Source organism: Streptomyces glaucescens, from assembly GCF_000761215.1.
Taxonomy (GTDB): domain Bacteria; phylum Actinomycetota; class Actinomycetes; order Streptomycetales; family Streptomycetaceae; genus Streptomyces; species Streptomyces glaucescens_B.
Map to the genome: position 1 here is coordinate 4,421,319 of NZ_CP009438.1, position 24,077 is coordinate 4,445,395.

General features: G+C 71.5%; 23 protein-coding genes and 2 pseudogenes. 20 read left to right on the plus strand and 5 right to left on the minus strand.

What is annotated here, in order from left to right:
• Nucleotides 1-294 precede the first annotated feature (294 nt).
• Nucleotides 295-621, plus strand: a pseudogene (locus tag SGLAU_RS33735) (tyrosine-type recombinase/integrase); the annotation flags it as partial.
• Between the two features lie 76 nt (nucleotides 622-697).
• Here the strand turns inward: SGLAU_RS33735 and SGLAU_RS19180 are convergent.
• Nucleotides 698-1,135 carry a hypothetical protein gene (locus tag SGLAU_RS19180; protein WP_003974483.1) on the minus strand — a complete coding sequence of 146 codons (438 nt, stop codon included), beginning with the start codon at nucleotides 1,133-1,135 and terminating at the stop codon, nucleotides 698-700.
• A gap of 462 nt (nucleotides 1,136-1,597) precedes the next feature.
• On the opposite strand from SGLAU_RS19180, the gene hemL reads away from it, so the two are divergent.
• The 10 genes from hemL to SGLAU_RS19230 all read left to right on the plus strand — a co-directional run bounded on the left by hemL (nucleotide 1,598) and on the right by SGLAU_RS19230 (nucleotide 11,295).
• Nucleotides 1,598-2,917: a glutamate-1-semialdehyde 2,1-aminomutase gene (hemL, locus tag SGLAU_RS19185; protein ID WP_043506810.1), complete on the plus strand. Its 1,320-nt coding sequence runs from the start codon at nucleotides 1,598-1,600 to the stop codon at nucleotides 2,915-2,917.
• Nucleotides 2,914-3,588: a histidine phosphatase family protein gene (locus SGLAU_RS19190; RefSeq protein ID WP_043503111.1), complete on the plus strand. Its 675-nt coding sequence runs from the start codon at nucleotides 2,914-2,916 to the stop codon at nucleotides 3,586-3,588. Before hemL ends, SGLAU_RS19190 begins: the two co-directional genes overlap by 4 nt.
• 119 nt (nucleotides 3,589-3,707) lie before the next feature.
• Nucleotides 3,708-4,967, plus strand: a complete 1,260-nt coding sequence (locus tag SGLAU_RS19195) for a lipoprotein (RefSeq protein ID WP_043503114.1) — start codon at nucleotides 3,708-3,710, stop codon at nucleotides 4,965-4,967.
• A 66-nt stretch (nucleotides 4,968-5,033) separates the two neighbouring features.
• A complete protein-coding gene (locus SGLAU_RS19200; RefSeq protein WP_043503116.1) occupies nucleotides 5,034-5,621 on the plus strand; it encodes a TlpA family protein disulfide reductase in 588 nt (195 codons plus the stop codon).
• A 46-nt stretch (nucleotides 5,622-5,667) separates the two neighbouring features.
• Complete coding sequence (locus SGLAU_RS19205; RefSeq protein WP_052414125.1) at nucleotides 5,668-6,390, plus strand: cytochrome c biogenesis CcdA family protein; 723 nt, start codon at nucleotides 5,668-5,670, stop codon at nucleotides 6,388-6,390.
• Between the two features lie 3 nt (nucleotides 6,391-6,393).
• On the plus strand, nucleotides 6,394-8,112 hold the full coding sequence (locus tag SGLAU_RS19210; RefSeq protein WP_043503121.1) for a cytochrome c biogenesis protein ResB: 1,719 nt from the start codon (nucleotides 6,394-6,396) through the stop codon (nucleotides 8,110-8,112).
• Nucleotides 8,109-9,221: a c-type cytochrome biogenesis protein CcsB gene (gene ccsB, locus SGLAU_RS19215; RefSeq protein ID WP_043503122.1), complete on the plus strand. Its 1,113-nt coding sequence runs from the start codon at nucleotides 8,109-8,111 to the stop codon at nucleotides 9,219-9,221. The genes SGLAU_RS19210 and ccsB overlap by 4 nt, the downstream gene beginning before the upstream one ends.
• Nucleotides 9,222-9,298: 77 nt before the next feature.
• Complete coding sequence (locus SGLAU_RS19220; RefSeq protein WP_078957784.1) at nucleotides 9,299-9,904, plus strand: RNA polymerase sigma factor; 606 nt, start codon at nucleotides 9,299-9,301, stop codon at nucleotides 9,902-9,904.
• Complete coding sequence (locus SGLAU_RS19225; RefSeq protein WP_043503124.1) at nucleotides 9,901-10,830, plus strand: CU044_5270 family protein; 930 nt, start codon at nucleotides 9,901-9,903, stop codon at nucleotides 10,828-10,830. The genes SGLAU_RS19220 and SGLAU_RS19225 overlap by 4 nt, the downstream gene beginning before the upstream one ends.
• A 39-nt stretch (nucleotides 10,831-10,869) precedes the next feature.
• On the plus strand, nucleotides 10,870-11,295 hold the full coding sequence (locus tag SGLAU_RS19230) for an SRPBCC domain-containing protein (RefSeq protein WP_043503125.1): 426 nt from the start codon (nucleotides 10,870-10,872) through the stop codon (nucleotides 11,293-11,295).
• Here SGLAU_RS19230 and SGLAU_RS19235 read toward each other — a convergent pair whose 3' ends face one another.
• Both SGLAU_RS19235 and SGLAU_RS19240 read right to left on the minus strand, forming a co-directional pair.
• Nucleotides 11,296-12,837, minus strand: a complete 1,542-nt coding sequence (locus tag SGLAU_RS19235) for an ABC transporter substrate-binding protein (RefSeq protein WP_043503126.1) — start codon at nucleotides 12,835-12,837, stop codon at nucleotides 11,296-11,298.
• Nucleotides 12,837-14,936, minus strand: a complete 2,100-nt coding sequence (locus tag SGLAU_RS19240) for a hypothetical protein (RefSeq protein WP_078957785.1) — start codon at nucleotides 14,934-14,936, stop codon at nucleotides 12,837-12,839. Before SGLAU_RS19240 ends, SGLAU_RS19235 begins: the two co-directional genes overlap by 1 nt.
• A gap of 267 nt (nucleotides 14,937-15,203) precedes the next feature.
• On the opposite strand from SGLAU_RS19240, the gene SGLAU_RS19245 reads away from it, so the two are divergent.
• On the plus strand, nucleotides 15,204-16,193 hold the full coding sequence (locus SGLAU_RS19245) for a DMT family transporter (RefSeq protein ID WP_043503129.1): 990 nt from the start codon (nucleotides 15,204-15,206) through the stop codon (nucleotides 16,191-16,193).
• Here SGLAU_RS19245 and SGLAU_RS33745 read toward each other — a convergent pair.
• Nucleotides 16,096-16,971, minus strand: a pseudogene (locus SGLAU_RS33745) (LysR family transcriptional regulator); the annotation flags it as partial. The gene SGLAU_RS19245 and the pseudogene SGLAU_RS33745 overlap by 98 nt on opposite strands.
• Nucleotide 16,972: 1 nt before the next feature.
• Nucleotides 16,973-17,293 (minus strand): PLD nuclease N-terminal domain-containing protein, encoded by a 321-nt coding sequence (locus SGLAU_RS19250; RefSeq protein ID WP_043503132.1) that lies wholly within the window; start codon nucleotides 17,291-17,293, stop codon nucleotides 16,973-16,975.
• Between the two features lie 89 nt (nucleotides 17,294-17,382).
• On the opposite strand from SGLAU_RS19250, the gene SGLAU_RS19255 reads away from it, so the two are divergent.
• The 8 genes from SGLAU_RS19255 (at nucleotide 17,383) to SGLAU_RS19290 (ending at nucleotide 23,824) form a co-directional block, all read left to right on the plus strand.
• The gene (locus tag SGLAU_RS19255; protein ID WP_043503134.1) at nucleotides 17,383-18,834 is read left to right on the plus strand and encodes a menaquinone biosynthesis decarboxylase; all 1,452 of its coding nucleotides are present in this window, start codon (nucleotides 17,383-17,385) and stop codon (nucleotides 18,832-18,834) included.
• Nucleotides 18,831-19,739, plus strand: a complete 909-nt coding sequence (gene mqnP, locus SGLAU_RS19260) for a menaquinone biosynthesis prenyltransferase MqnP (RefSeq protein WP_043503137.1) — start codon at nucleotides 18,831-18,833, stop codon at nucleotides 19,737-19,739. Before SGLAU_RS19255 ends, mqnP begins: the two co-directional genes overlap by 4 nt.
• Before the next feature lie 62 nt (nucleotides 19,740-19,801).
• Nucleotides 19,802-20,476 (plus strand): UbiX family flavin prenyltransferase, encoded by a 675-nt coding sequence (locus SGLAU_RS19265; protein WP_078957786.1) that lies wholly within the window; start codon nucleotides 19,802-19,804, stop codon nucleotides 20,474-20,476.
• A gap of 50 nt (nucleotides 20,477-20,526) precedes the next feature.
• A complete protein-coding gene (locus tag SGLAU_RS19270) occupies nucleotides 20,527-20,982 on the plus strand; it encodes an Lrp/AsnC family transcriptional regulator (protein WP_043503139.1) in 456 nt (151 codons plus the stop codon).
• A gap of 40 nt (nucleotides 20,983-21,022) precedes the next feature.
• Nucleotides 21,023-22,186: an aminofutalosine synthase MqnE gene (mqnE, locus tag SGLAU_RS19275; protein WP_043503140.1), complete on the plus strand. Its 1,164-nt coding sequence runs from the start codon at nucleotides 21,023-21,025 to the stop codon at nucleotides 22,184-22,186.
• A gap of 75 nt (nucleotides 22,187-22,261) precedes the next feature.
• Entirely contained in the window at nucleotides 22,262-22,909 is a 648-nt protein-coding gene (locus SGLAU_RS19280) for a UdgX family uracil-DNA binding protein (protein WP_043503143.1), read from the plus strand.
• Between the two features lie 16 nt (nucleotides 22,910-22,925).
• Nucleotides 22,926-23,447, plus strand: a complete 522-nt coding sequence (locus tag SGLAU_RS19285; RefSeq protein WP_043503146.1) for a GNAT family N-acetyltransferase — start codon at nucleotides 22,926-22,928, stop codon at nucleotides 23,445-23,447.
• A 77-nt stretch (nucleotides 23,448-23,524) separates the two neighbouring features.
• Complete coding sequence (locus tag SGLAU_RS19290; protein ID WP_043503148.1) at nucleotides 23,525-23,824, plus strand: DUF4229 domain-containing protein; 300 nt, start codon at nucleotides 23,525-23,527, stop codon at nucleotides 23,822-23,824.
• The last annotated feature ends 253 nt before the right edge of the window (nucleotides 23,825-24,077 follow it).

Genomic DNA, 24,077 nt, shown 5'->3' on the forward strand with positions numbered 1-24,077 from the left:
CGTGATCACCGGTGTCGCGTGGGGGCCGCAGGCCCATGCTGTGACGGGCTCGGTCGTGTCTGGCCGGAGTGCGCCGGTCCTGGTGCCACCCACGTGCGGGCTTGGGCGGCTCGTGCTCGATCGCTGGGGGACTGCCGGGCGGCGAGGTGATAAATCCGCCAGGTGAGGGTTCTGGCGGTGGAGCGGGCGTTGTCCAGGGTGCGCACCCGAGCGGCGTACTGGAGAAGCTGTCGGGGTCGTGGCCCGCGTTCTCCGCTTCGGTCAGGGCGGCGGCCGGTGTCGGCCAGGCGGGCCCTGGGCGACTGGAAGCGCGCCCTGGCCGCCGCCGGCGTGATCCCTCCCCGCGAGCGCGGCGCGAGGTACCTCCAGGCGCCCCGGGTGGACGGGATGCACGCCCTCCGGCACGCCTATGCCTCCGTGCTCCTGGACGCGGGGGAGAGCATCAAGGCGCTCTCCGAGTACCTCGGCCATTCGCACCCGGGCTTCACGCTCCGGACGTACACGCACCTGCTGCCATCCAGCGAGACGCGAACCCGCAAGGCGATCGACGACGCCTTCATGGAGGAGTCGGCACGAGAAGCCCAGGGCACATCAGCGTCCCCGGCAAAACCAATGTGCCCTGGCCGCCTGACGGCCCCTCTCCGGCACCGAGACGGGCGAGGTCCGAAGACCCCGCCCGAACCCACGAAACCCCGGCTCAGGGCCACACCAGGCAATACGGCTGATGCCCCGCCTCGTGCAGCCGGTGGCTGAAGTCCTGCCACTCGTGCAGCAGCTGGTACACGTTGAACGCGTCCCGCGGGCCGCCCCGGTCGGGGACCGTGGACCAGATGAAGGCCGCGGCGCCGACCGCCTCCTCGCCGATGCCGCGGAGCGGGTCGACGACCGTCATCGGGAGCTTCACGACCGCGTAGTCGGGGTGGAGGACCACCAGCTCCAGCGGCGGGACCTTGTGGAGCGGGACGCCCTCGATGCCCGTGAGGACCATCGCGGCCATGGTCTCCGGCTTGATCTTGGTGAACATGCCGTTCATGCCCAGCTCGTCGCCGCCGAGTTCCTCGGGGCGCATCGAGATGGGGACGCGGGCCGCGGTCGCGCCGTCGGGCGCACCGAAGTACTTGTACGTCACCCCCACCCGACCACCATTTCTGCTCCCCGCGCCGAGACGACCGGTCCGTCCGTCCATACGTCGGTCGATCCGCTCGGGTTCACTCGGTAGATCCCGTGCCTGCCGTGCTCCGGTCGTGTCCTCCGCCTCGCGTCGGTGCCTTCCCCGCCGGGCACGTCGAGGACCCAGGTCGTCAGTCCCCTCGCCCAGTCCGCCACCGCGATGCATATCTCCACCCGACTGCTTTTCTAGGACGCGTGGCCCCCGCCGCGCAACCCGATCATCGTGTCAGTGACCTCCCCCACGGCCGCGCGGCGAAACGTGCCGGGACGCGCCGGTCCGCGCGATCCTCGCGGTGGGAGTCGGCCCCTTGGACCAAGCCGTGCCCAGTCTCGCAGATGGGTGGGGCCGCCGCTCGGTTCTCCGGCCGCCTACCCTGATGAGGTCACCCAGCATCCGGAGTCCGAGAAGTCGGAGAAGTCGCAGGTCATGAGCGAACTGCCCTATTCATACGAAGCGCCTGCCTCGCAGGCACTGTTCGACCGTGCGGCGGCCGTCACGCCCGGCGGCGTGAACTCACCGGTGCGCGCCTTCCGCGCCGTGGGCGGAACGCCGCGGTTCATGGTGTCCGGGAAGGGGGCCTGGCTGACCGACGCGGACGGCCGGGAGTACGTGGACCTCGTGTGCTCCTGGGGCCCGATGCTCCTCGGACACGCGCACCCCGAGGTCATCGCCGCCGTGCAGGAGGCCGTCGCCCGCGGCACCTCCTTCGGCACGCCGGGCGAGGGTGAGGTCGCCCTCGCCGAGGAGATCACCGCCCGGGTCGCGCCGGTGGAGCAGGTGCGGCTGGTGTCGAGCGGCACCGAGGCGACCATGTCGGCCATCCGGCTCGCCCGCGGGTTCACCGGGCGGTCGAAGGTGATCAAGTTCGCCGGGTGCTACCACGGGCACGTGGACGCGCTGCTCGCCTCCGCCGGGTCCGGGCTCGCCACCTTCGCGCTGCCCGACACGCCCGGTGTCACCGGCGCCCAGGCCGGGGACACGATCGTGCTTCCGTACAACGATCTCGACGCCGTGCGGGCCGCCTTCCGGGCGCACCCCGGGGAGATCGCCTGTGTGATCACCGAGGCCTCGCCCGGCAACATGGGCGTCGTGCCGCCGCTGCCCGGGTTCAACCAGGGGCTGAAGGACGCCTGCGCCGAGAACGGCGCGCTGTACATCTCCGACGAGGTCATGACCGGGTTCCGGACCAGCCGGGCCGGGTGGTTCGGGGTCGACGGCGTCGTACCCGACCTGCTGACCTTCGGGAAGGTCATGGGCGGCGGGTTCCCGGCCGCCGCGTTCGGCGGGCGGGCCGACGTCATGGTGCACCTCGCGCCCGCCGGGCCCGTCTACCAGGCCGGCACCCTGTCGGGCAACCCGGTCGCCACCGCCGCCGGGCTGGCCCAGCTCCGGCTGCTCGACGACGCGGCGTACGCGACGGTGGACGCGGTCTCGGCGCAGATCCAGGCGATGGTGAGCGAGGCCCTGACGAAGGAGGGTGTGGCGCACACGCTGCAGAACGCCTCCAACATGTTCTCCGTGTTCTTCACCGACCGGCCGGTGCGCGACTACGACGACGCCAAGGCGCAGGAGTCGTTCCGCTTCACCGCGTTCTTCCACGCGATGCTGGCGAACGGCGTCTACCTGCCGCCGTCCTCCTTCGAGTCGTGGTTCGTGTCCACCGCGCACGACGAGCGGGCCCTCCAGAAGATCGCCGACGCCCTTCCGGCGGCGGCCCGCGCGGCTGCGGAGGCGACGGAGCGATGAGCGAGATCACCGTCGTCCACCTCATGCGGCACGGCGAGGTCGCCAACCCGGACGGGGTCCTGTACGGGCGGCTGCCCGGCTACCACCTGTCCGACCTGGGCCGGCAGATGGCCGACCGGGTCGCCGAGCACCTGGCCTCGCGGAACGTGGCGTACGTCTGCGCCTCGCCGCTGGAGCGGGCGCAGGAGACCGCGGCGCCGATCGCCGAGGCGCACGGTCTGGACGTGGCCACCGACGAGCGCCTCATCGAGGCCGAGAACGTCTTCCAGGGCCGGACCTTCGGTGTCGGGGACGGCGCCCTGAAGCGGCCGGAGAACTGGCGGCACCTGGTCAACCCGTTCAAGCCGTCGTGGGGCGAGCCGTACCTCGACCAGGTCGTGCGGATGATGGGCGCGCTGGACGCCGCGAAGGACGCGGCCCGCGGGCGTGAGGCGGTGCTGGTCAGCCATCAGCTGCCGATCTGGATCGTGCGGTCGTACGTCGAGCGGCGGCGGCTGTGGCACGACCCGCGCCGCCGGCAGTGCACCCTCGCCTCGCTGACGTCCTTCACCTACGACGGGAACCGGATCGTCTCGGTCGGGTACTCCGAGCCCGCCATCGACCTCGTTCCGGCGCATCTGCGCGCCGGCGCGAGGCCGGTGCAGGGGAAGGGCAAGGCCTTCGGCGCGTAGGTCCGCAAAAGACCCGCAACGCCTCATTGTTACGAAAAGCGCACAAATGCGGGGCAACCACCCCGTTCATCGTGCCCTCTGAGGGAGTGACACCACAGAGCACGACGGACGGGGATGGCATGCGTCACATCAGCCGCAGGGGAGCGATCGGACTCGGCGCGGGGGCCGCCGCCGCGTTCGGTGTCGCCGGCTGCGGGTCCCACACCCCTGCAGAGGGGTCCTCCCGCGCCGGCGGTTCCCCCGGCAGGGGCGGCGACGGCACGGGGAAGGGCACGGGCAGGCCGAGCGGGCAGCCCGTGCGGCCGATCGGCGACGGCTCCACCGCCTTCACCGGCAAGCAGCCGAACCAGCCGCCGGCGCCCGAGCCCCTGGAGCCGGGGCAGACCCCGCCGCAGTTCGTCGTCTTCTCCTGGGACGGGGCCGGCGAGGTCGGCAACGGCCTGTTCCCGCGCTTCCTCGACCTGGCGAAGGAGCACGGCGCGCACATGACCTTCTTCCTCTCCGGGCTGTACCTGCTGCCCGAGTCGAAGAAGCGGCTCTACGACCCGCCGAACAATCCGCGCGGCGCCTCCGACATCGGCTACCTCACCGACGGCCACATCAGGGACACGCTGAAGAACCTCCGCCGGGCCTGGCTCGACGGCCACGAGATCGGCACCCACTTCAACGGCCACTTCTGTGGCGAGGGTCACGGCTCCGTCGCCCACTGGACGCCGCAGCAGTGGCGCAGCGAGATCGACCAGGCCACGTCGTTCGTGAAGGAGTGGCGCACCAACTCGGGGTGGACCGATCTGCCGCCGCTGCCCTTCGACTGCGACAAGGAGCTCGTCGGCGGCCGTACGCCCTGCCTGCTCGGCCAGGAGAACCTGCTGCCGGTCGCGCGGGAGCTGGGCTGGCGCTACGACGCCTCCTCGCCCGGCGGCCTGCAGGTGTGGCCGGACAAGAAGCAGGGGATCTGGGACCTCCCCCTTCAGCAGATACCTTTCCCCGGACGCTCGTTCGAGGTCCTGTCCATGGACTACAACATGCTCGCCAACCAGTCCGTGAACTCCACGAACGCACCCGCGCACAACCACCCGGGCTGGCGCGAGCAGTCGGCACAGGCCTACATCCAGGGATTCCAGCGGGCGTACGAGACGAACCGCGCGCCCTTCTTCATCGGCAACCACTTCGAGCAGTGGAACGGCGGCATCTACATGGACGCCGTCGAGGAGGCGCTGAAGCACATCGCCCGGGAGAAGGACAAGGGCGAGGACGTACGGCTGGTCTCCTTCCGCCAGTTCACCGACTGGCTGGACGTGCAGCGGCCCGAGGTGCTGGCCAAGCTGCGCACGCTCGGCGTGGGCCAGGCGCCCGCAGGGGGCTGGAAGCGGTTCTGAAATGGGGGTTTCCCCCTGTAAGGGGGGTGCGCAAGATCCCCAGAACGGGCATGCGAAACTTTTCACATGAGTGCCGCCAGCCGTACCACCCTGCTCGCCGCCGGTGCCGCCGTCGCCGCGCTGACGCTGTCCGCGTGCTCGTCCGGGGGAACCTCGGGCGGCGGTGAGACCAACCTCGTCACCGGCAAGGAGGGCATCGCCACGGCGGCCAGGGGCGAGCGCGCCAAGGCCCCCGAGCTGTCCGGCGAGACCCTCGACGGCAAGCAGCTCAGCACCGCCGACTACCGGGGCAAGGTCGTGGTGCTGAACTTCTGGGGCTCCTGGTGCGGCCCCTGCCGGATCGAGGCGAAGAACTTCGAGAAGGTCTACAAGGACGTCCAGGACCAGGGCGTCCAGTTCGTCGGCGTCAACACCCGCGACACCAGCGTCACCCCGGCGCTCGCCTTCGAGAAGGAGCAGGGGATCACCTTCCCCAGCCTGTACGACCCGACGGGCAAGCTGATGCTCCGCTTCGAGAAGGGCACCCTCAACCCGCAGCTCATCCCCTCCACCCTGGTCATCGACCGGGACGGGAAGATCGCGGCCCGTGCCCTCTCCGCCCTCAGCGAGGACAAGCTGCGCGGCATGATCGAGCCGGTCCTGGCGGAGAAGTGACGTGAGCGCCACCCTCGCCGCCGCGACGGACTACAACGGCACGGTGATGCACGGCGCGCTGCTGCTCGCCCTGCCCATCGCCGTGCTCGGCGGTCTCGTCTCCTTCTTCTCGCCGTGCGTGCTGCCGCTCGTCCCCGGCTACCTGTCCTATGTCACCGGGGTCAGCGGCACCGACCTGGCCGAGGCCCGGCGCGGGCGGATGGTGGCCGGCGCCTCCCTCTTCGTCCTCGGCTTCACGGCCGTCTTCGTCTCCGGCGGGGCGCTGTTCGGCTACTTCGGCTTCACCCTGCGCGAGCACCAGGACACGCTGTCCAAGGTGCTCGGCGTGCTCATGGTCCTCATGGGCGTGTTCTTCATGGGCCTGATGCCCTGGCTCACCCAGCGCGAGTTCCGCTTCCACAAGCGGCCCGCCGCCGGACTCCTCGGCGCGCCGTTCCTCGGCGCGCTGTTCGGCATCGGCTGGACGCCGTGCATCGGCCCGACCCTCGCCTCCGTCCAGGCCCTCTCGTTCGAGCAGGCCAGCGCGGGCCGCGGCGCCCTGCTGACCGTCGCCTACTGCCTCGGTCTCGGTCTCCCCTTCGTGCTCGCCGCGGTCGCCTTCCGCAAGGCCCTCGGCGCCTTCGGCTGGGTCAAGCGCCACTATGTCTGGGTGATGCGCATCGGCGGCACGATGATGATCGTCACCGGTGTGCTGCTGCTGACCGGTGCCTGGGACCGTTTCGTGCAGGAGATGCAGACCTGGTCCGACGGCTTCACTGTGGGGATCTGATCCATGAGCAAGACGACAACCAGCGCCCCCGAAGGCCAGGAGAAGGGCCCGGAGCAGGGCCAGGACCAGGACCTCGGCGCCGCGGGCTCCCAGCTGTCCACCGCGCCGCGCGAGGAGGCCCCGAACCTGCCCGCCATCGGCGTGCTCGGCTGGATCCGCTGGTTCTGGCGGCAGCTGACCTCGATGCGGGTGGCGCTGCTGCTGCTCCTGCTGCTGTCGCTGGCGGCGATCCCCGGCTCGCTGATCCCGCAGACCGGCATCGACGCCACCAAGGTCGAGGACTTCCGCGAGCAGCACACCACCCTCGCGCCGCTCTACGACAAGCTGGGCCTGTTCGACGTCTACAGCTCGGTGTGGTTCTCCGCGATCTACATCCTGCTGTTCGTCTCCCTCATCGGCTGCATCGTCCCGCGCACCTGGCAGTTCGTCGGCCAGCTGCGCGGCCGGCCCCCGGCCGCCCCCCGGCGGCTGACCCGGCTGCCCGCGCACACCACCTGGCGCACCACGGCGAAGCCGGAGGAGGTGCGGCGGGCGGCCCTGGAGATCGTGCGGCAGCGCCGGTTCCGCGCCCATGTCGCCGGTGACGCGGTCGCCGCCGAGAAGGGCTATCTGCGCGAGGCCGGGAACCTCGCCTTCCACATCGCGCTGATCGTGCTGCTCATCGCCTTCGGCTGGGGCCAGCTGTTCAAGTCCGAGGGCAACAAGCTGATCGTGGAGGGCGACGGGTTCGCGAACATCCTCTCCCAGTACGACGACTTCAAGTCCGGCAGCCTCTTCCACAACGACGACCTGGAGCCGTTCAGCTTCGACCTGGAGAACTTCACCGGCACCTACGAGACCTCCGGCCCCAACAAGGGCACGCCGCGCACCTACCAGGCCGAGCTGACCTACAGCGAGGGCGCCTACGGCAAGGAGCGCAGGACCACCGTCAAGGTCAACGAGCCGCTGGAGATCGGCGACGCCAAGGTCTACCTCGTCAGCCACGGCTACGCACCCGTCGTCACGGTCCGCGACGGCAAGGGCGAGATCGTCTACCAGGACGCCGTGCCGCTGCTGCCGCTCGACGGGAACGTCACCTCCTCCGGTGTGGTGAAGGTGATGGACGGCTACCGCAACGCCGAGGGCAAGAGCGAGCAGCTCGGCTTCAACCTGTTCTTCCTGCCGACCTACGGCGGCGGCACGATGCTGTCGCAGTTCCCCGCGCTGGTGAACCCGATGCTCGCGGTCTCCGCCTACCACGGCGACCTCGGCGTGAACTCGGGCATCCCGCAGAGCGTGTACCAGCTCGACAAGACGCACCTGCGGGAGTTCAAGGACGACAAGGGCGGGCTGCTGAAGAAGCAGCTCGCGCCCGGTGACACCCTGACGCTGCCGGACGGCGCCGGCTCGATCACCTTCGAGCGGGAGGTCAGGGAATGGGCCGGCTTCCAGGTCGTCCAGGAGCCGGGCGGCGGCTGGGCGCTCGCCGGCGCCGTCGTCGCGATCCTCGGCCTGTCCGGTTCGCTGTTCGTCCAGCGCCGGAGGGTGTGGGTGCGGGCGACCGAGGGCCCGGACGGCGTCACCGTGGTCGAGATGGCCGGGCTCGGCCGCAGCGAGTCCGCCAAGGTGCCCGAGGAACTGGGCGAGCTGGCCGCGATCCTCTACGAGAAGGCACCGGGCGCGCCCGATGCCGACGACCCCTCAGAATCCCCCGTACCTGCCGAAGGGTCTGACCACAAGTGACTCTCGCCGCCGCGACGAACGAAAGTCTCGCGAACCTCAGCAACACGCTGATCTACTCCGCGATGGCCGTCTACACCCTGGCCTTCTTCGCGTACATCGCCGAATGGCTCTTCGGCAGCCGCAGCAAGGTGGCCCGCACCGCCGCCGCGCTCACCCCCGGCCGGGCCGGGTCCCCGGCCGGCCCGGCCGTGACCGTGCAGAAGGCCGGCGGCACGACCGTGCTGGAGCGGCCGCAGGTCACCGTGCGGGCGCAGGCGGGGGCCCGGGACGTGCCCGACGGGCCGGGAGCGCACGGCGGGACCGAGCGGGGCGACCTCTACGGGCGCATCGCCATCTCGCTCACCGTGCTCGCCTTCCTGCTGGAGTTCGGCGGGGTGCTCGCGCGGGCCCTCTCGGTGGAGCGGGCGCCGTGGGGCAACATGTACGAGTTCAACATCACCTTCTCCACGGTCGCCGTGGGGACGTACCTCGCGCTGCTGGCGCTGAAGAAGAACGTCCGCTGGATCGGGCTGTTCCTCATCACGACGGTCCTCCTGGACCTCGGCCTCGCCGTCACCGTCCTGTACACCGCCAGCGACCAGCTGGTCCCCGCGCTCCACTCGTACTGGCTGTACATCCACGTCTCCACCGCGATCTTCTGCGGCGCGGTCTTCTACCTGGCCGCGGTCAGCACGATCCTGTACCTCTTCCGCGACTCCTACGAGAGCAAGCTGGCCCGCGGCGGCAAGCCCGGCCGCTTCGCCTCCTCGGTCCTGGAGCGGCTGCCCGCGGCCGCCTCCCTGGACAAGTTCTCCTACCGGATCAACGCGGCGGCCTTCCCCCTGTGGACGTTCACGATCGTCGCCGGTGCCATCTGGGCGGGCGACGCGTGGGGCCGCTACTGGGGCTGGGACCCCAAGGAGGTCTGGTCCTTCATCACCTGGGTCGCCTACGCCTGCTACCTGCACGCCCGGGCCACCGCCGGCTGGAAGGGCCGCAAGGCCGCCTACCTGGCGCTGGCCGCCTTCGGCTGCTGGCTGTTCAACTACTACGGCGTGAACATCTTCGTCTCCGGCAAGCACTCCTACGCCGACGTAGGCCTCGGGGCGCTCCAGGCCGTCGGGTTCTGAACCCCCCGCCTCGAAGGCCGGTTCCCGTGACCTCCGTCACGGGAACCGGCCTTCGTCGTACGGACAGGCAAGGAGACGTGGACACGAATCTGCGGAAACGCATCCGCGCGGGGGACCACGACGCCTTCGGGGAACTGTTCGACGCCTACGCCCGCTCCGTCTACAACCACGCCTTCCGGCTCACCGGGGAGTGGGCGACGGCCGAGGACACCGTCTCACTGACCTTCCTGGACGCCTGGCGGCTGCGCGAACGGCTCGACCCGGAGGGCGGATCGGTACGGCCCTGGCTGCTGGGCATCGCCACCAACGTCACCCGCAACACCCGCCGCGCCGCCCGGCGGCACACGGCCGCGATGGCGCGGCTGCCCCGCGAGGAGCCGGTGCGGGACTTCGCCGACGAGCTCGCCGGGCGGCTGGACGACGCCGCGCAGCTGGCCGCCGTACGGACCGCGCTGGCCCGGTTGCGGCGGGCCGAGCGCGAGGTGCTGGCGCTGTGCGTGTGGTCGGGGCTGGACTACCGGGCGGCGGCGGAGGCACTGGGCGTGCCGGTGGGAACCGTACGCTCGCGGCTGTCCCGAGCCCGGGCAAAGCTCGCGAAACACATGGAACCGCCCTCGGGGCGCGGACAGGTGAAAGATGACCGCACCACCGCGGTCAGGCCCATCAGGGAGGGGAACCGATGAACCAGCTTCCCGAACGAGACCTTCCGCCGGGCCGTCACCGACTCCTCAAGGAGCATCTGATGACCGAGATCCGGCGCCCCGACGAAGCCCCCGCCCGCCCGCGTCGCAGGTGGCTGCGCCCCGCCCTGGTCGCGGGCACGGTGGCCGCCGTCACCGCCGCGGCACTGACCGTGGCGGTGCCGTCCGGCGGTGACTCGCCCGCGCCGCCCTCCAGGGCGACGGTCGCGCTGCTGGAGGACATCGCGCTGGCGGCCGAGCACCAGGACGGGCGGTACGGCGAGATCCGGGACGACCAGTTCGTGTACGTCGACAGCAAGGTCTCGTACGCGCGGACCGGGGAGGGGATGAAGACGAGGATCCCGCCGCTGCACCGACAGGAGCTCTGGGTCACGGTGGACGGCGACCACACCGGGCTGAAGCTGGAGGAGGGGGAGAAGCCCATGTGGATCGAGCCCGACGTCAGGCGCGGCGGACCTGGGTGGGAGGTCTCCTCCTTCTACCGGCACCTGGAGACGCTGCCCACCGACCCCGGCGCGATGTACGACTACCTGCGCGAGACCGCGCCCAAGTACAGCGGCCAGGAACCCGACCAGGCCATGTTCGTGCTGGTCGGCGAGCTGACGCGGAACGCGATCGTGCCGCCCGCCCAGGCCGCGGCGCTGTACCGCGCCGTGGCCAGGATCCCCGGCGTGACGGTGATCGAGAATGCCGTCGACGCGGCTGGACGCAAGGGCGTCGCGATCACCCGTCAGGACCCCGACAACCCCTCCCGGGACGAGTGGATCTTCGACAAGTCGACTTACGAGTTCCTGGGGGAGCGGACCGTGGCCAGCGAGGACTACTCGGACGTGAAGGAAGGCACCGTCACCAGCAACACCGCCGTCCTGCGCCGCGCCGTGGTCGACAAGCCAGGTCAGCGCCCCTGACCGCGTGCGCATCCCCCGGCCAGGGGTCACGCTGGTGTCATGACCGGAAGGACCGGAGCACGGGCCGGATCGATCGAGCAGGGCACCAGCCAGACGCACGGCAGCACGCACATCCTGCACTTCACCGTGCGGCTGCCGGGGGACATGGAGGCGGTCTGGTCCGCCTTCTCCACCCCGGCGGGGCTGGCGGCCTGGTTCACCCCGGCCGACGAGCTGGAGCCCCGGCTCGGCGGGGCGGTCACCCTGCGTGACCTGGGGTCGGGACGGGTGACCGCCTGGGACGTGGACCGGGTCGCCGAGTACACCGTGGAGGGCGCGGGCCGGATCCGGTTCCACCTGGAGCGGGACGGCGAGGGGGCGAGCGTGCTCCGGTTCACGCACGAGTTCGAGGGGGAGGGCGAGTCGGAGGCCGGGTGGCGGACCCGCTTCGAACGGCTGATCGAGAGCCTGCCGCCGGCCTCGTGATCACGACGGCGGCAGGCACTCCCGCCCCGGCGGCTTCCCCTCCGGCCAGGCGATCTCCACGAACTCCGCGCGCCCCCGCGCCGTCAGCTCGACGATCGGCACGGCCTTGTCGTACGGGTTGCCGTGCACGTCCAGGCAGATCCACCCGCTCGCCCCGTTCACCCGCAGCGAGCCCTTCACCTGCGGCCACTGCAGACCCACGTCCGTCAGCGGAGGGTCCGTCCGCCCGTCGGGGGTCGCCTCGCGGATGCCGTGCACGGCGAGCCGCATCGCGTCGTAGGCGATGATCAGCTGGCCGTCCTCCAGGGAGACCGGGCCGATCGGCCCGACCGGCTCCCCCCTGCCGCTCGCCAGCAGGCCGTTCAGCGCCGCGGTGTCGGCCGCCGAGCCGCCGCTGGGCACCGGGTCCCCGGTGAAGGCGTCCGGGTGGGCCAGGGCGGTGTAGCGCACGGAGAGGTTGCGCAGGGCGCCGCGGTCGAGATCGTGGTCGCCGGTGAGGTAGGAGCCCTCGTCGCCGGTGAGGACGGTGAACCTGCGGTCCTGGCAGCCGCGCCCGCCGAGCGCGTTGACGAACTGCCGCAGCTGCGTGTGGCGTCCGGCGAACAGGATGGTGTCGGTCTGCCGGGAGGTGTCGCACACCAGGTGGGTGATCTGCCGGAAGGTGTTGGCGGTGGTGCCCTCCTGGCTGCGGTCGGCGGGCGGCGTGAACGGCTGCGGTTCGTACGGTGATCCCTCGATGAGCCGGGAGAACGACTCCTGCAGCGTGCGCGTGTACGGGTCGCCCGGCTTGTCGTAGACCAGCAGGGCCCGCCCCGCCGTCACCCTGGCGAAGGAGGCGAGCGCGCGCGCCTCGTCGGTGTTGGTGGGGGCGACCCGGGCGAGACCGGGGAACGGGTCGGTGCCGTTCAGCCCGTTGGCGAGGTCGTCCGCGGTGATGGAGGAACCGATCACGGGGATGCCGCGCCGGGTCAGCTCCCGGACGGCGTTCTTGGTGTTCTCGGTGCTCTGCCCGATGCCGGTGACCGCGCGCAGCCGTTCCGGACCCCGCGCCAGCTCCGCCAGCCGGCCGACGGTGTGCTCCCAGTGCTCCCCGGCGGCCCCGAGGTTGGCCAGCGCCAGCCGGATCGCCGGGGTCTGCCCGTTGGCGGAGTGGTTGGCCTGGTACTGCGCCAGATAGGTGCCCTGGAGCTGGTGGAGGACGTGGTTCACGGTGTCGCGGTCGGTCGCGGTGAACGGCTCCAGAAGGGCGACGGTGACGTAACTCCCCTCCTCCAGGCTGCGGTTCTCCCGGTCGATCGCCGCCAGCAGCTCCCGCAGCCGCGGCTGTCCGAAGTCGTACGCCGTCGTCGACACGCCCACGCACTCGTCGCTGCCCTCCGGGCGCACGACACCGGGGGCGCAGGACCGGTCCTCACGGGTGACCGTGCGGACGGCGAGGACCGCACCGGCCACCAGGGCGGCGGACAGCAGCAGGGCCAGATACCGGCGCAGCGGGATCTCCCAGACGTCCTCGCGCAGCCGGACCCAGAATCCGCGTCGCATCACGCACCCCCAGCGTTCCGGTCGTCGTCGTCCTCCGGCAGCCCCAGCGGCCGTCCGGCGAGGGCGTCCTCGGGCCACTCCCGGGAAGCCCGCCACAGCAGCGCGTTGCCCGCGGGCCGCAGGTTGGACAGCTGCTCCAGCTCGAACCGCAGCCGGTCGCACACCGTGGCGTCCGGCAGCACCAGCGGGTCGGACAGCTGCCACACCGCGTGCAGCAGCCGCCGCACCCGCAGGTGCAGCGCCGGGTCCGCCCCGTCCGGCACCGGGTGCTCCGCGTCGGTCCGGCCCAGCGCGACCGCCGCGCGCCGGTCGCCCTGCCCGGTGAAGTCACGGCCCAGCTCGTCGTGGGCGTGGAAATAGGGCGCGGAGGCGACGAAACGGAGGGTGCCCAGCCAGGTGCGGGTGTCCTGGGCGGGGAAGGCGTCGCGGAGATGGCCGATGGCGGAGGCGTCGGCGCCGAGGGCGAGCTGGTGGTGCAGCCGGTAGCCGGCCCGCACGGCGTCGTCCCGGTCCGGCGCGTAGTGCCGGATCAGGGTCTCGTGGGCCCGCCGCCAGCGGGTGTGGTCGGCGTCCAGGTGGTGCAGCCGGAGCAGCAGCAGGGTCCGCACGAAGGGATCGCCGACGAACTGCCCGGCGGCCACCGGCAGTCCCTCCTCCGCGAGCCGGGTCTGCAGGGCCCGGACGTCCGCGGGCCCGAAGTCGTCGGGGAGCAGCGCGTCGGCGAGGGCGCAGGCGGAGTCGTAGTCGTGGGCGGCGGCCAGGACGGTGAGTTCGCCGAGCCGGTCGGCGGGCACGAGCCGGTCGAGGAGTTCCCGGTAGGCGGGCGCGCCGGGCTGGTCCCGGGTGAGCCGCACCTCCCCCGTCAGCAGCGCGGCCGGCCAGGCCGCCTCGGGCAGCCGCTGGGCGGCGGCCTCGGCGAGGACGGTGATGCCGAGCGGGTTGCCGCCGGTCAGCCGGTGGGCGGCGTGCGGCAGTTGTGGCGGGACGGGCAGCTCGCCGCAGGCGGCGCCCACGATGTGCAGGGTGTCGTCCGGGCCGAGCGGCGGCAGCCGGACCAGCAGGGCCCGCGAGGACGGCGCGCCCGCGTCCGGGGTCCAGTCGGTGTGCCGCGCCAGCTCGGACAGCTCCCGCCGGACGGCGCTGCGCAGGGAGGCGCCGGTGCCGCGCAGCCCGGCGACGAACACCACCTGGTCGGCGATGTCCTCCGCGCGGTCGCGCAGCACGGCGTCGAGGAGACCGGGACCGGGCGGGCTCTGCGCGTTGTCGACGAGGATCAGCGGGCGCCCGATGCGCTGCATGCGGGGCAGCACTCCGGCGTAGGCGTCGGTGAGGTCGGCGAGCAGCGCCCGGACGAGATGGCGCTCCGCGTGCTGCCGGGAGGTGCCGCCCGCCCGGAAGTGGCCGGAGAGCAGCATCAGCCCCCGCCGGGCGTGCCCGCCCGCGTTGGGATAGTCCCGGTACCAGACGGAGGCCCGCTGGTGCCGCCGGTTGCCGAACCCCTCGGACAGCGAGTCGAGGGTGGCCTCGATGGCGGCGGTCAGCAGCTGCCCGGTCCCGGTCACCGCGGTCACCACGTTCACGGCGACCCGCCCGGCCCACCGCCCGGCGATCCCCGACAGCCACGAGCCGCTCTCGTTCAGCAGCAGGATCCGCTCCACCTCGCGCCGGATGCGCTCGGAGTCGGCGTCGCCCCAGCCGCCGGCCGCGACCGCCACCAGTCCCGACATCAGCCGCGGGAACTGGATCCGCCCGGCCCCGGTGACCGGCGCGGCCAACTGCTCGGCGATGACGAGCAGCGCCTGCGCGAGCGGCGACCAGGCCTCGGCGGGGCGTCCCGCGGGCGGTGCCGCGAACTCCACGGCGGCGCAGTCGACCAGCGCGACCGGGGTGTGCCCCCGGTAGGCCTCCTGCAACTCCTCCAGTACGGCGCTCTTGCCGAGCCCGCGGGCCCCGGTGAGCACGACGAACGGCACCTCACGCGGGTGCTCCACGGGCACCGCGCGGTGCTGGTGCGGACGCAGCCCCACCAGCCGCGGCACGAGACCGGCCGGATCCGTCCCGAACAGTGCCCCGCGCCCGTGCAACCGTCTGTGCGCCACCGCACCTCCCCCGTTCGACGCGGTCCCCAACTTCAGGTTAAGGAGAGGGAGTTGATTCGGACCAGGCCGCGTGGTGACCGTTGGGTCACGAATTCGACGGAACCCCGGCTACCGGCTCCTCGGAGCCGGACTCGGGGCCGGAACCGGACACCGGCCACCGACGGCACCGCCCCCGCCCGAGGTCATCGGCGGTGTCGATGGGCCCATCGGTGAGACGCGTCGCCGGCGCGTGGACCTGCGGCTTCGGCTGCTCGTAGCTTCGTGGGCATGACCTCGCATGCCTCCGCCCAGACGCCTTCCCAGCGCACCGGGGCGATTCAGCTGACCGCCGCCATGGTGCTGTCCGGCACCCTCGGTGTCTTCGTCGTCGAGTCGGGTGCCTCGCCGTTCAACGTGGTCTTCTTCCGCGTCCTGTTCGGTGCCCTCGCCCTCGGCGGCTACGTCCTCGCCCGCGGCTGGCTCCGCGACCACGGGTTCACCCCGCGCACCCTCGGACTCGCCGTCCTCGGCGGTGTGTTCATCGTCTTCAACTGGGTGTTCCTCTTCCAGTCGTACGAGAGCACGTCCATATCCGTGGCGACCGTCGTCTACCACACCCAGCCGTTCTACGTGGTGCTGCTCGGCGCCCTGCTCTTCCGCGAGCGGCTCACCGCCGCCAAGGCCGGCTGGATCGCCCTCGCCTTCGCGGGACTGGTCCTCGTCTCCGGAGTCACCCCGGGTGACTTCGCCTCCGGCGGCGGCTACCTCCTCGGCATCGGCCAGGCCCTGCTCGCCGCGCTCCTCTACGGCCTGTCCACCCTCGTCACCAAGCGGATCACCGGAGTCCGCCCGCACCTGATCGCCCTCGTCCAGGTCCTCGTCGGCATCCCCCTGCTGCTGCCGTTCGCGGACTTCGGCGCGATGAGCGGCACGGGTGCCGACTGGGGGTGGCTGGCCGGGCTCGGCGTGATCCACACCGGGCTGATGTACGTGCTGATGTACGCCGCCTACGCCCAGCTTCCCACCGCCAAGATCGCCGTGCTGGCCTTCGTCTACCCGGCGGTCGCCATGGTGGCGGACTGGGCGGTGTACGGGCACCACATCGGCCTCGTGCAGGCCCTCGGCGTGCCGCTGATCGTCCTGGCGAGCCTCAGGGTCACCCTCGGGAGGACGGCCGGTCCTGCTCGGCCGCGAGCCGCCGCGCCTGCTCCAGGAACAGCCGGGCGTGCGCCGGAAGCCGCTTCCCGGACCGCCACGCCAGCTGTGTCCGAAGCGTGAACGGCGGCTCCCAGTCCAGCCGCACCAGCACCCCCTCGGCGAGTTCGGCGGCGACCGTGATCGCGGGCAGCAACGACACCCCGAGACCGGCCGCCGCCGCCCGCTTGGTCGCCTCGATGGTGCCGAACTCCATGAACGACACGGGAGCCACCGAGGTCAGCTCCCGCTCGAACAAATCGCGGTAGGCGCAGCCCGGTTCGGTGGCGAGGAGCGGCTGGGCGGCCAGGTCCCCGAGGCCGACCGGGCGGCCGGCGAGCGGATGGCCGGGCGCGGCGACCAGGGCCAGCGGCTCCACCGCCAGCACCGCCGTCTCCAGACCCGGGTGCTCGGTCTCCCGCTCCATCAGGAAACCCAGGTCGTAGGTGCCCTGGCGCAGGGCCTGCCGGGTCTCGTCGCCGATCGTCGTGCGCAGCGACAGCCGGACCTTCGGGTAACGGTGGTGGAAGTACTCCAGCAGCGGGGGCAGCCGGTGGTTGGTCAGCGACTCCATGGTGCCGACGGTGAGCACCCCGGACGGCTCCCCGGAACCGGCCACCGCCGACCGGGCCTCCTCGGTCAGCTCCAGGATCTGCCGGGCGTACGGCAGCAGCCGCTCGCCCGCGTCCGTCAGCCGGATCCGGCTCCCCAGCCGGTCGAACAGCTCCACCCCGAGCGACGACTCCAGGGCGCGGACCTGGCCGGTCACGCTGGACTGGGCGTACCTCAGCTCGGCCGCGGCCTGCGTGAAGCTCAGGACCGTCGCGACCTTCTCGAAGGTCACCAGCAGCCGCAGCTCCACGTCAGGGCTCGTCCCGCTTCTTCTTGTCGTCGTCGGGGTCGTCCTGGTCGAGGGACTTCAGGAACTCCGGGTTGTCGTCCGGGGCCACCCACTGCCGGGAGCGGCCACCGCCGCGCACCCCGGACCAGCCGTCGGCGGCGAGCGCCCGCTTCTTTCCGGCGATCAGCCACGAGATCGAGCCGACCAGCGGGAACAGCAGGACGAGGATCGCCCACAGCGGCTTCGGCATGTGGCGGATGTCCTGCTCGTCCGTGCTGATGCAGTCGATGAACGCGTACACGCTCAGCGCCAGCGGCACGACGAACATCAGAACCCGGAGCATCGGTGCACCCCCAGTGGTACGGCGGTCGGGAATCGCGCGTGCGGCCCCCGTGACGGGGCCAGGGTAGCCCCTCGGGGATACTGGACCGCATGGCTTACGACGATCTTCGCTCCCTGCTCAGGGCACTGGAGCGCGAGGGAGACCTGAAGCGCATCAAGGTGGAGGTCGACCCCGTGCTGGAGGTGGGGGAGATCGTCGACCGGGTGAACAAGGCCGGCGGGCCCGCACTGCTCTTCGAGAACGTCAAGGGGTCGTCGATGCCCCTCGCCATGAACGTCTTCGGGACGGACCGGCGCCTGCTGAAGGCGCTGGGCCTGAAGTCGTACGGCGAGATCAGCGACAGGATCGGCGGTCTGCTCCGGCCGGAGCTGCCGCACGGCTTCGTCGGGGTCCGCGAGGCGTTCGGCAAGCTCGGCGCGATGACGCACGTACCGCCGAAGAAGGTCAAGGACGGCCCGGTGCAGGAGGTCGTCCTGCACGGCGACGACGTGGACCTGGACGAGCTGCCCGCCCTCTTCACCTGGCCCAAGGACGGCGGCTCCTTCTTCAACCTGGGGCTGACGCACACCAAGGACCCCGAGACCGGGATCCGCAACCTCGGCCTGTACCGGCTCCAGCGGCACGACAAGCGCACCATCGGCATGCACTGGCAGATCCACAAGGACAGCCGCAACCACTACCAGGTGGCGGCGCGGCGCGGCGAGCGCCTGCCGGTGGCCATCGCCTTCGGCTGCCCGCCCGCCGTGACGTACGCCTCCACCGCCCCGCTCCCCGGCGACATCGACGAGTACCTGTTCGCCGGGTTCGTCGCGGGCAAGCGCATCGAGATGGTCGACTGCAAGACGGTCCCGCTCCAGGTGCCGGCGCAGGCGGAGGTCGTCCTGGAGGGCTGGCTGGAGCCCGGCGAGATGCTGCCGGAGGGCCCCTTCGGCGACCACACCGGCTTCTACACGCCGCAGGAACCGTTCCCCGCGCTGACCATCGACTGTGTGACGATGCGCAAGCGCCCGCTGCTGCAGTCGATCGTCGTCGGCCGCCCCCCGACGGAGGACGGCCCGCTGGGCCGCGCCACGGAGCGCTTCTTCCTGCCGCTGCTCAAGATCATCGTCCCGGACATCGTGGACTACCACCTGCCCGAGGCGGGCGGCTTCCACAACTGCGCGATCGTCTCGATCGACAAGAAGTACCCCAAGCACGCGCAGAAGGTGATGCACGCCATCTGGGGCGCGCACATGATGTCGCTGACCAAGCTGATCGTCGTCGTGGACTCCGACTGCGACGTCCACGACCTGCACGAGGTCGCCTGGCGGGCCCTCGGCAACACCGACTACGCCCGCGACCTGACCGTCGTCGAAGGTCCCGTCGACCACCTCGACCACGCCTCCTACCAGCAGTTCTGGGGCGGCAAGGCGGGCATCGACGCCACACGGAAGTGGCCGGAGGAGGGCTACACCCGCGACGGCGGCTGGCCGGACATGGTGGAGTCCGATTCGGAGACGGCGGCGAAGGTGGACCGCCGGTGGAAGGAGTACGGGCTGTGAGCGGCGGCACGGCCTCCGCGGCCGTCCCCCGGCCGGGCCGCACGAAGGCGTTCCTGCGCCTGGTGATGATCGAGCACTCGATCTTCGCGCTGCCCTTCGCCTACATCGCCTCCCTGACGGCGATGTTCCAGCTCGACGGGACCATCCACTGGGGCGAGCTGGCGCTGGTCACCGTCTGCATGGTCGGCCTGCGCACCTTCGCCATGGCCGTCAACCGGATCATCGACCGTGAGATCGACGCGCGCAACCCGCGCACGGCGAACCGTGAGCTGGTCACCGGCGCGATGTCGGTGAGGCACGCGTGGACGGGTGCCCTGATCGCCCTGGTGGTCTTCCTGGGCTCGGCGGCCCTGCTGAACCCGCTCTGCCTGGCGCTGGCGCCGGTGGCGGTCGTCCCGATGGTCGTCTACCCCTACGGCAAACGCTTCACGGACTTCCCCCAGGCCATCCTCGCCCTCGCCCAGGCCATGGGCCCGGTCGGCGGCTGGCTGGCGGTCACCGGCGAGTGGTCCTGGGACGCGGCCGTGCTGGGCCTCGCGGTCGGCATCTGGATCGGCGGCTTCGACCTGATCTACGCCTGCCAGGACGTCGAGACCGACCGTGAGATCGGCGTCCGCTCGGTCCCGGCCCGCTTCGGCATCCCGGCGGCGATCTGGGGCGCCCGCGCCTGCCACGCCGTGACGACCGGCCTGTTCGTCTGGTACGCCCTGGTGACGGACGCGGGCGCCTTCTTCTGGCTGGGCCTGCTCGTCGTGGCGGCGGCCTTCGTCTACGAGCACCGCATCGTCCGGCCGCACGACCTGTCCCGGCTGAACCGGGCGTTCTTCTCGGTCAACGGCTTCATCGGCATCGCCCTGTTCGTGTGCGCGCTGCTCGACCTCCTGGTCCGGGGTCTGACGGTCTGAGTGCGCCGGCGGTGCGCCCGGCCCGTCCTGAGCCCGGACGGCCGCACCGGTACGCTCAAGATGTGAACGCAGGAGAAACGCAGCGGACGCCTTGGATCGTGGGGGTGTCCGGTGCATCGGGGACGCCATACGCGGCCGCTGTGCTGCGGGCGCTGCTGACGGCGGGAGAAGCGGTCGACCTGGTCGTCAGCCGGGCCTCCCGGCTCACGCTGCTCGACGAGACCGGGATCTCCTTCCGGGACGCGCACTGGCGGGACGACCTGCGGGAATGGCTGGCCAGGGGAGCGGACGGGAAACCGGACGCCTTCCGGGTGGACCTGGACGGAGTGCGGTACTGGAACGCCGGGGACCTGGCCGCCGGGCCGTCCTCCGGGTCGTACCCGGCCAAGGGGATGCTGATCGTGCCCGCGTCGACGGCCTGTGTGGCCGGGGTGGCGCTCGGGCTCTCCAAGGACCTGCTGCAGCGGGCGGCGAGCGTCGTGCTGAAGGAGCGGCGGCGCCTGGTCGTCGCCGTCCGGGAGGCGCCGCTGAACGGACAGACGCTGCGCCACCTGGTCGCCCTGGACGACTCCGGCGCGACCGTGGTGCCCGCCTCGCCCGCCTTCTACGCCGGCGCCACCCACATCCAGGACCTGGTCGACTTCGTCGCCGGCCGGGTCCTCGACGCGGCCGGTGTCCCGCACACGCTCTACCGCCGCTGGGAGGGGGAACTCGGCGGCGGATCCCGTGACGACTGACCCCCACACGCTCATTTCTCGGATTTCTTCAGCGGAAGGCTTCTAATCGCATGGACGCGGTGGACAGGCAGCTCATCCAGGCCCTTCGGGAGAACGGCCGGGCCTCCTACGCGGAGCTGGGACGCCTCGTCGGCCTGTCGGGGCCCAGCGTCACCGACCGCATCAACCGGCTGGAGGCGGCCGGTGTCATCACCGGCTACCGCGCCACCGTGGACGCCGCCTCGCTCGGCCTGGGGGTGACCGCGCTGATCGGCATCTCGCTCTCCGACGCCGCCGACCACGAGGACGTGGCCCGCCGGCTGAAGGACCTGCCGGAGATCGAGGACTGCTGGTTCATCGCCGGCGACGACTCGTTCATGCTCAAGGTGCGCGCGACCGACGTGGACGGCCTGGAGAAGATCATCCGGCGGCTGTCCGGGACCAAGGGGGTCTCGCGGACCCGCACCACCATCGTGCTCTCAACCAAGTGGGAGAACCGGGTGGGTGAACTGCCGGAAGAGGCGTAGGCATACGGTTCTGGGTGACTGTCGTAGAAAGGCGGAACGCATGGACGTCGGGCTCAAGCGCGAGCTGGAGGAGAAGGTCCGCTCCGGTGAGCGGCTGACCCGCGAGGACGGCATCGCGCTGTACGAGTCGGACGACCTGGCCTGGCTCGGCGGACTCGCGCACGAGGTGCGGACGCGGAAGAACGGCGATGTCGTCCACTTCAACGTCAACCGGCACCTCAACATGACCAACGTCTGCACGGCCTCCTGCGCGTACTGCTCCTTCCAGCGCAAGCCGGGGGAGAAGGACGCGTACACGATGCGCATCGAGGAGGCCGTCAAGCTCGCCAAGGCGATGGAGTCGGAGAACCTCACCGAGCTGCACATCGTCAACGGACTGCACCCGAACCTGCCGTGGCGGTACTACCCGCGCTCGCTGCGGGAGCTGAAGGCCGCGCTGCCGCACGTCTCCCTGAAGGCGTTCACCGCGACCGAGATCCACCACTTCGAGACGATCAGCGGGCTCAGCGCCTCGGAGATCCTGGACGAGCTGATCGACGCGGGCCTGGAGTCGCTGACCGGCGGCGGCGCCGAGATCTTCGACTGGGAGGTCCGGCAGCACATCGTCGACCACCGGACGCACTGGGAGGACTGGTCCCGCATTCACCGGCTGGCGCACGAGAAGGGGCTGAAGACTCCGTGCACCATGCTCTACGGCCACATCGAGGAGCCCCGGCACCGGGTCGACCACGTGCTGCGGCTGCGTGAGCTCCAGGACGAGACGGGTGGCTTCCAGGTCTTCATCCCGCTGCGCTACCAGCACGACTTCGTCGACATGAAGGACGGCAAGATCCGCAACCGGCTCCAGGCGCGGACCACCATGGCCACGCCGGCCGAGGCGCTGAAGACGTTCGCGGTCTCCCGGCTGCTGTTCGACAACGTGCCGCACGTGAAGGTGTTCTGGGTGATGCACGGGGTGCAGACGGCCCAGCTGGCGCTGCAGCACGGGGCGGACGACATGGACGGGTCGGTGGTCGAGTACAAGATCACGCACGACGCCGACAACTACGGGACGCCGAACAAGCTGACCCGGGACGATCTGCTGGACCTGATCCGGGACGCCGGGTTCCGGCCGGTGGAGCGGAACACCCGGTACGAGATCATCCGGGAGTTCGACGGCCCGGACCCCGCGCGCCGGGAGACGCCCCAGCCCATGCGGCTCTGAGTCCGTCGCCCCGCCGCGGTGGCGGCGGGCCGGCGGGGCCGTGCGGCCCGCGCCCCCGGTGGGTACCCGGACGGCGTGACGACGTCACCCGAGGAGCAGTACACGGCCGCGCCCTTCGTCCCCGAGGGGGCGCGGGACCTCGACGCCCTGCGGCAGGCCGCCGCCGGGTGCCGGGGGTGCCCGCTGCACCGGGACGCCACCCGCACCGTGTTCGGGACGGGCGGCGCGGACGCCCGGGTGATGCTCGTCGGGGAGCAGCCCGGGGACCAGGAGGACCGCGCGGGCCGTCCCTTCGTCGGCCCCGCGGGCAAACTGCTCGACCGCGCCCTCGGCGAGGCCGGGATCGACCCCGGTGACGCCTATGTCACCAACGCGGTGAAGCACTTCAAGTTCACCCGGGCCGAGCCGGGCAAGCGGCGCATCCACAAGGCGCCGAGCCTGCGCGAGGCGACCGCCTGCGGGCCGTGGCTCGCGGCCGAACTGGCGCTGGTGGAGCCGGAGCTGATCGTGGTGCTGGGGGCGACCGCGGGCAAGGCGCTGCTGGGGTCGTCGTTCCGGGTGGGCGAGGTGCGCGGGACGGTGCTGGAGCGGGAGATCCACGGGCGCCCGGAGCGGCTGGTGCCGACCGTGCACCCCTCGTCCGTGCTGCGGGCGGACGACCGCGAGGGGGCGTTCGAGGGGCTGGTGGCCGATCTGAAAGTGGCGGCACGGGCACTGGCGTAATGGGTAGCATCGGGCCATGGCCCTTACCTTCACGCTCGATCCCGCCGTCACCCCCGAGCTGCGCGACGGCATCCTCGACCTGTGGACCGATGTCTCCGAGGCGGGCGGCGCCGGCTTCGTGCCGCCGGTGCGGCGGGAGGCGGTCCGGCCGGAGCTGGTGAAGCACTTCGTGGCCATGGCGGAGGGCAGGGCCCGGCTGCTCGTCGGGCACGACGAGGAGGGCACGGTCGCCGCCACCGCCTTCTTCCACTTCAACACCCACCGGCTGATGACCCACTGGGTGTGGCTCTACACGGTCATGGTGCACCCCCGCCACCAGGGCAAGGGGTACGGCCGCGAGCTGCTGGCCGCAGCCGAGGGCGCGGCCCGGGGCATGGGCGGGATCGAGGCGATCCGGCTCACCTGCCGGGGCGGGCTCGGCCTGGAGCGGTTCTACGGCTCCTGCGGCTACAAGGAGGTCGGCCGCGTGCCCGCCGCGATCCGCGTGGCGCCGGGGGACGACCGGGACGACGTGATCATGCTGCTGCCGCTGAGCTGAGCCCCGGCTGCGGGATCGGGGGGTCGTCGTGCTTCACTGGACGGTGGCCCTGTTCGTTGTCGAAAGAGTGGATTGAGATGCTCCGATACACGCTGATGCGCCTCGGCATCTTCGTGGGCTGCCTGGTCGTCGTCTGGGGCCTCGTCTACTCGGGCGTCGCCCCGCGCGGTCTCGGCGCCTCCAACGGCCTGTGGGTCGTCCTGCTCTCCCTGGTGATCTCCGCGCCGATCAGCTTCGTGGTGCTGCGCGGCGAGCGCGACCGCGCCTCCGAGCAGATCGTGCGCAAGGTCGACCGGATGAAGGCCGACTACGAGGCCAGCCGCAGCCAGGAGGACCGCGCCGACGACGCGGCCCGGACGCAGGGCCAGACGTCGTAAGACGCGTCACACCACGCGAAACGCCCCGGTCTCCGAATCCCCCGGAAACCGGGGCTTTTTGCATTGTGTGGCTGCTGGGTGCCGGATGCCTCTCAAAGAAAGGCTTTGGGCCGCCCAAAGTTCAGGTGTTAACGTCTCTGGTGTGAAGACAGCAGCCGCGTCCCCCTGGGCCCCGAGCCTCGTGCTCGTCGCGCGCCTGCACGTGGACCTCGGCCGGTGTGCCTCCGGGATCTGTCCCCGCTGACGCCGCCCG

What these genes read in the sequence shown, in the direction of transcription:
- hemL (WP_043506810.1), top strand. Translation starts at nt 1,598, where the DNA reads ATGAGCGAACTGCCCTATTCATACGAAGCGCCTGCCTCGCAGGCACTG.
- SGLAU_RS19190 (WP_043503111.1), top strand. Translation starts at nt 2,914, where the DNA reads ATGAGCGAGATCACCGTCGTCCACCTCATGCGGCACGGCGAGGTCGCC.
- SGLAU_RS19195 (WP_043503114.1), top strand. Translation starts at nt 3,708, where the DNA reads ATGCGTCACATCAGCCGCAGGGGAGCGATCGGACTCGGCGCGGGGGCC.
- SGLAU_RS19200 (WP_043503116.1), top strand. Translation starts at nt 5,034, where the DNA reads ATGAGTGCCGCCAGCCGTACCACCCTGCTCGCCGCCGGTGCCGCCGTC.
- SGLAU_RS19205 (WP_052414125.1), top strand. Translation starts at nt 5,668, where the DNA reads ATGCACGGCGCGCTGCTGCTCGCCCTGCCCATCGCCGTGCTCGGCGGT.
- SGLAU_RS19210 (WP_043503121.1), top strand. Translation starts at nt 6,394, where the DNA reads ATGAGCAAGACGACAACCAGCGCCCCCGAAGGCCAGGAGAAGGGCCCG.
- SGLAU_RS19225 (WP_043503124.1), top strand. Translation starts at nt 9,901, where the DNA reads ATGAACCAGCTTCCCGAACGAGACCTTCCGCCGGGCCGTCACCGACTC.
- SGLAU_RS19230 (WP_043503125.1), top strand. Translation starts at nt 10,870, where the DNA reads ATGACCGGAAGGACCGGAGCACGGGCCGGATCGATCGAGCAGGGCACC.
- SGLAU_RS19235 (WP_043503126.1), bottom strand. Translation starts at nt 12,837, where the DNA reads ATGCGACGCGGATTCTGGGTCCGGCTGCGCGAGGACGTCTGGGAGATC.
- SGLAU_RS19245 (WP_043503129.1), top strand. Translation starts at nt 15,204, where the DNA reads ATGACCTCGCATGCCTCCGCCCAGACGCCTTCCCAGCGCACCGGGGCG.
- SGLAU_RS19250 (WP_043503132.1), bottom strand. Translation starts at nt 17,293, where the DNA reads ATGCTCCGGGTTCTGATGTTCGTCGTGCCGCTGGCGCTGAGCGTGTAC.
- SGLAU_RS19255 (WP_043503134.1), top strand. Translation starts at nt 17,383, where the DNA reads ATGGCTTACGACGATCTTCGCTCCCTGCTCAGGGCACTGGAGCGCGAG.
- SGLAU_RS19270 (WP_043503139.1), top strand. Translation starts at nt 20,527, where the DNA reads ATGGACGCGGTGGACAGGCAGCTCATCCAGGCCCTTCGGGAGAACGGC.
- mqnE (WP_043503140.1), top strand. Translation starts at nt 21,023, where the DNA reads ATGGACGTCGGGCTCAAGCGCGAGCTGGAGGAGAAGGTCCGCTCCGGT.
- SGLAU_RS19285 (WP_043503146.1), top strand. Translation starts at nt 22,926, where the DNA reads ATGGCCCTTACCTTCACGCTCGATCCCGCCGTCACCCCCGAGCTGCGC.
- SGLAU_RS19290 (WP_043503148.1), top strand. Translation starts at nt 23,525, where the DNA reads ATGCTCCGATACACGCTGATGCGCCTCGGCATCTTCGTGGGCTGCCTG.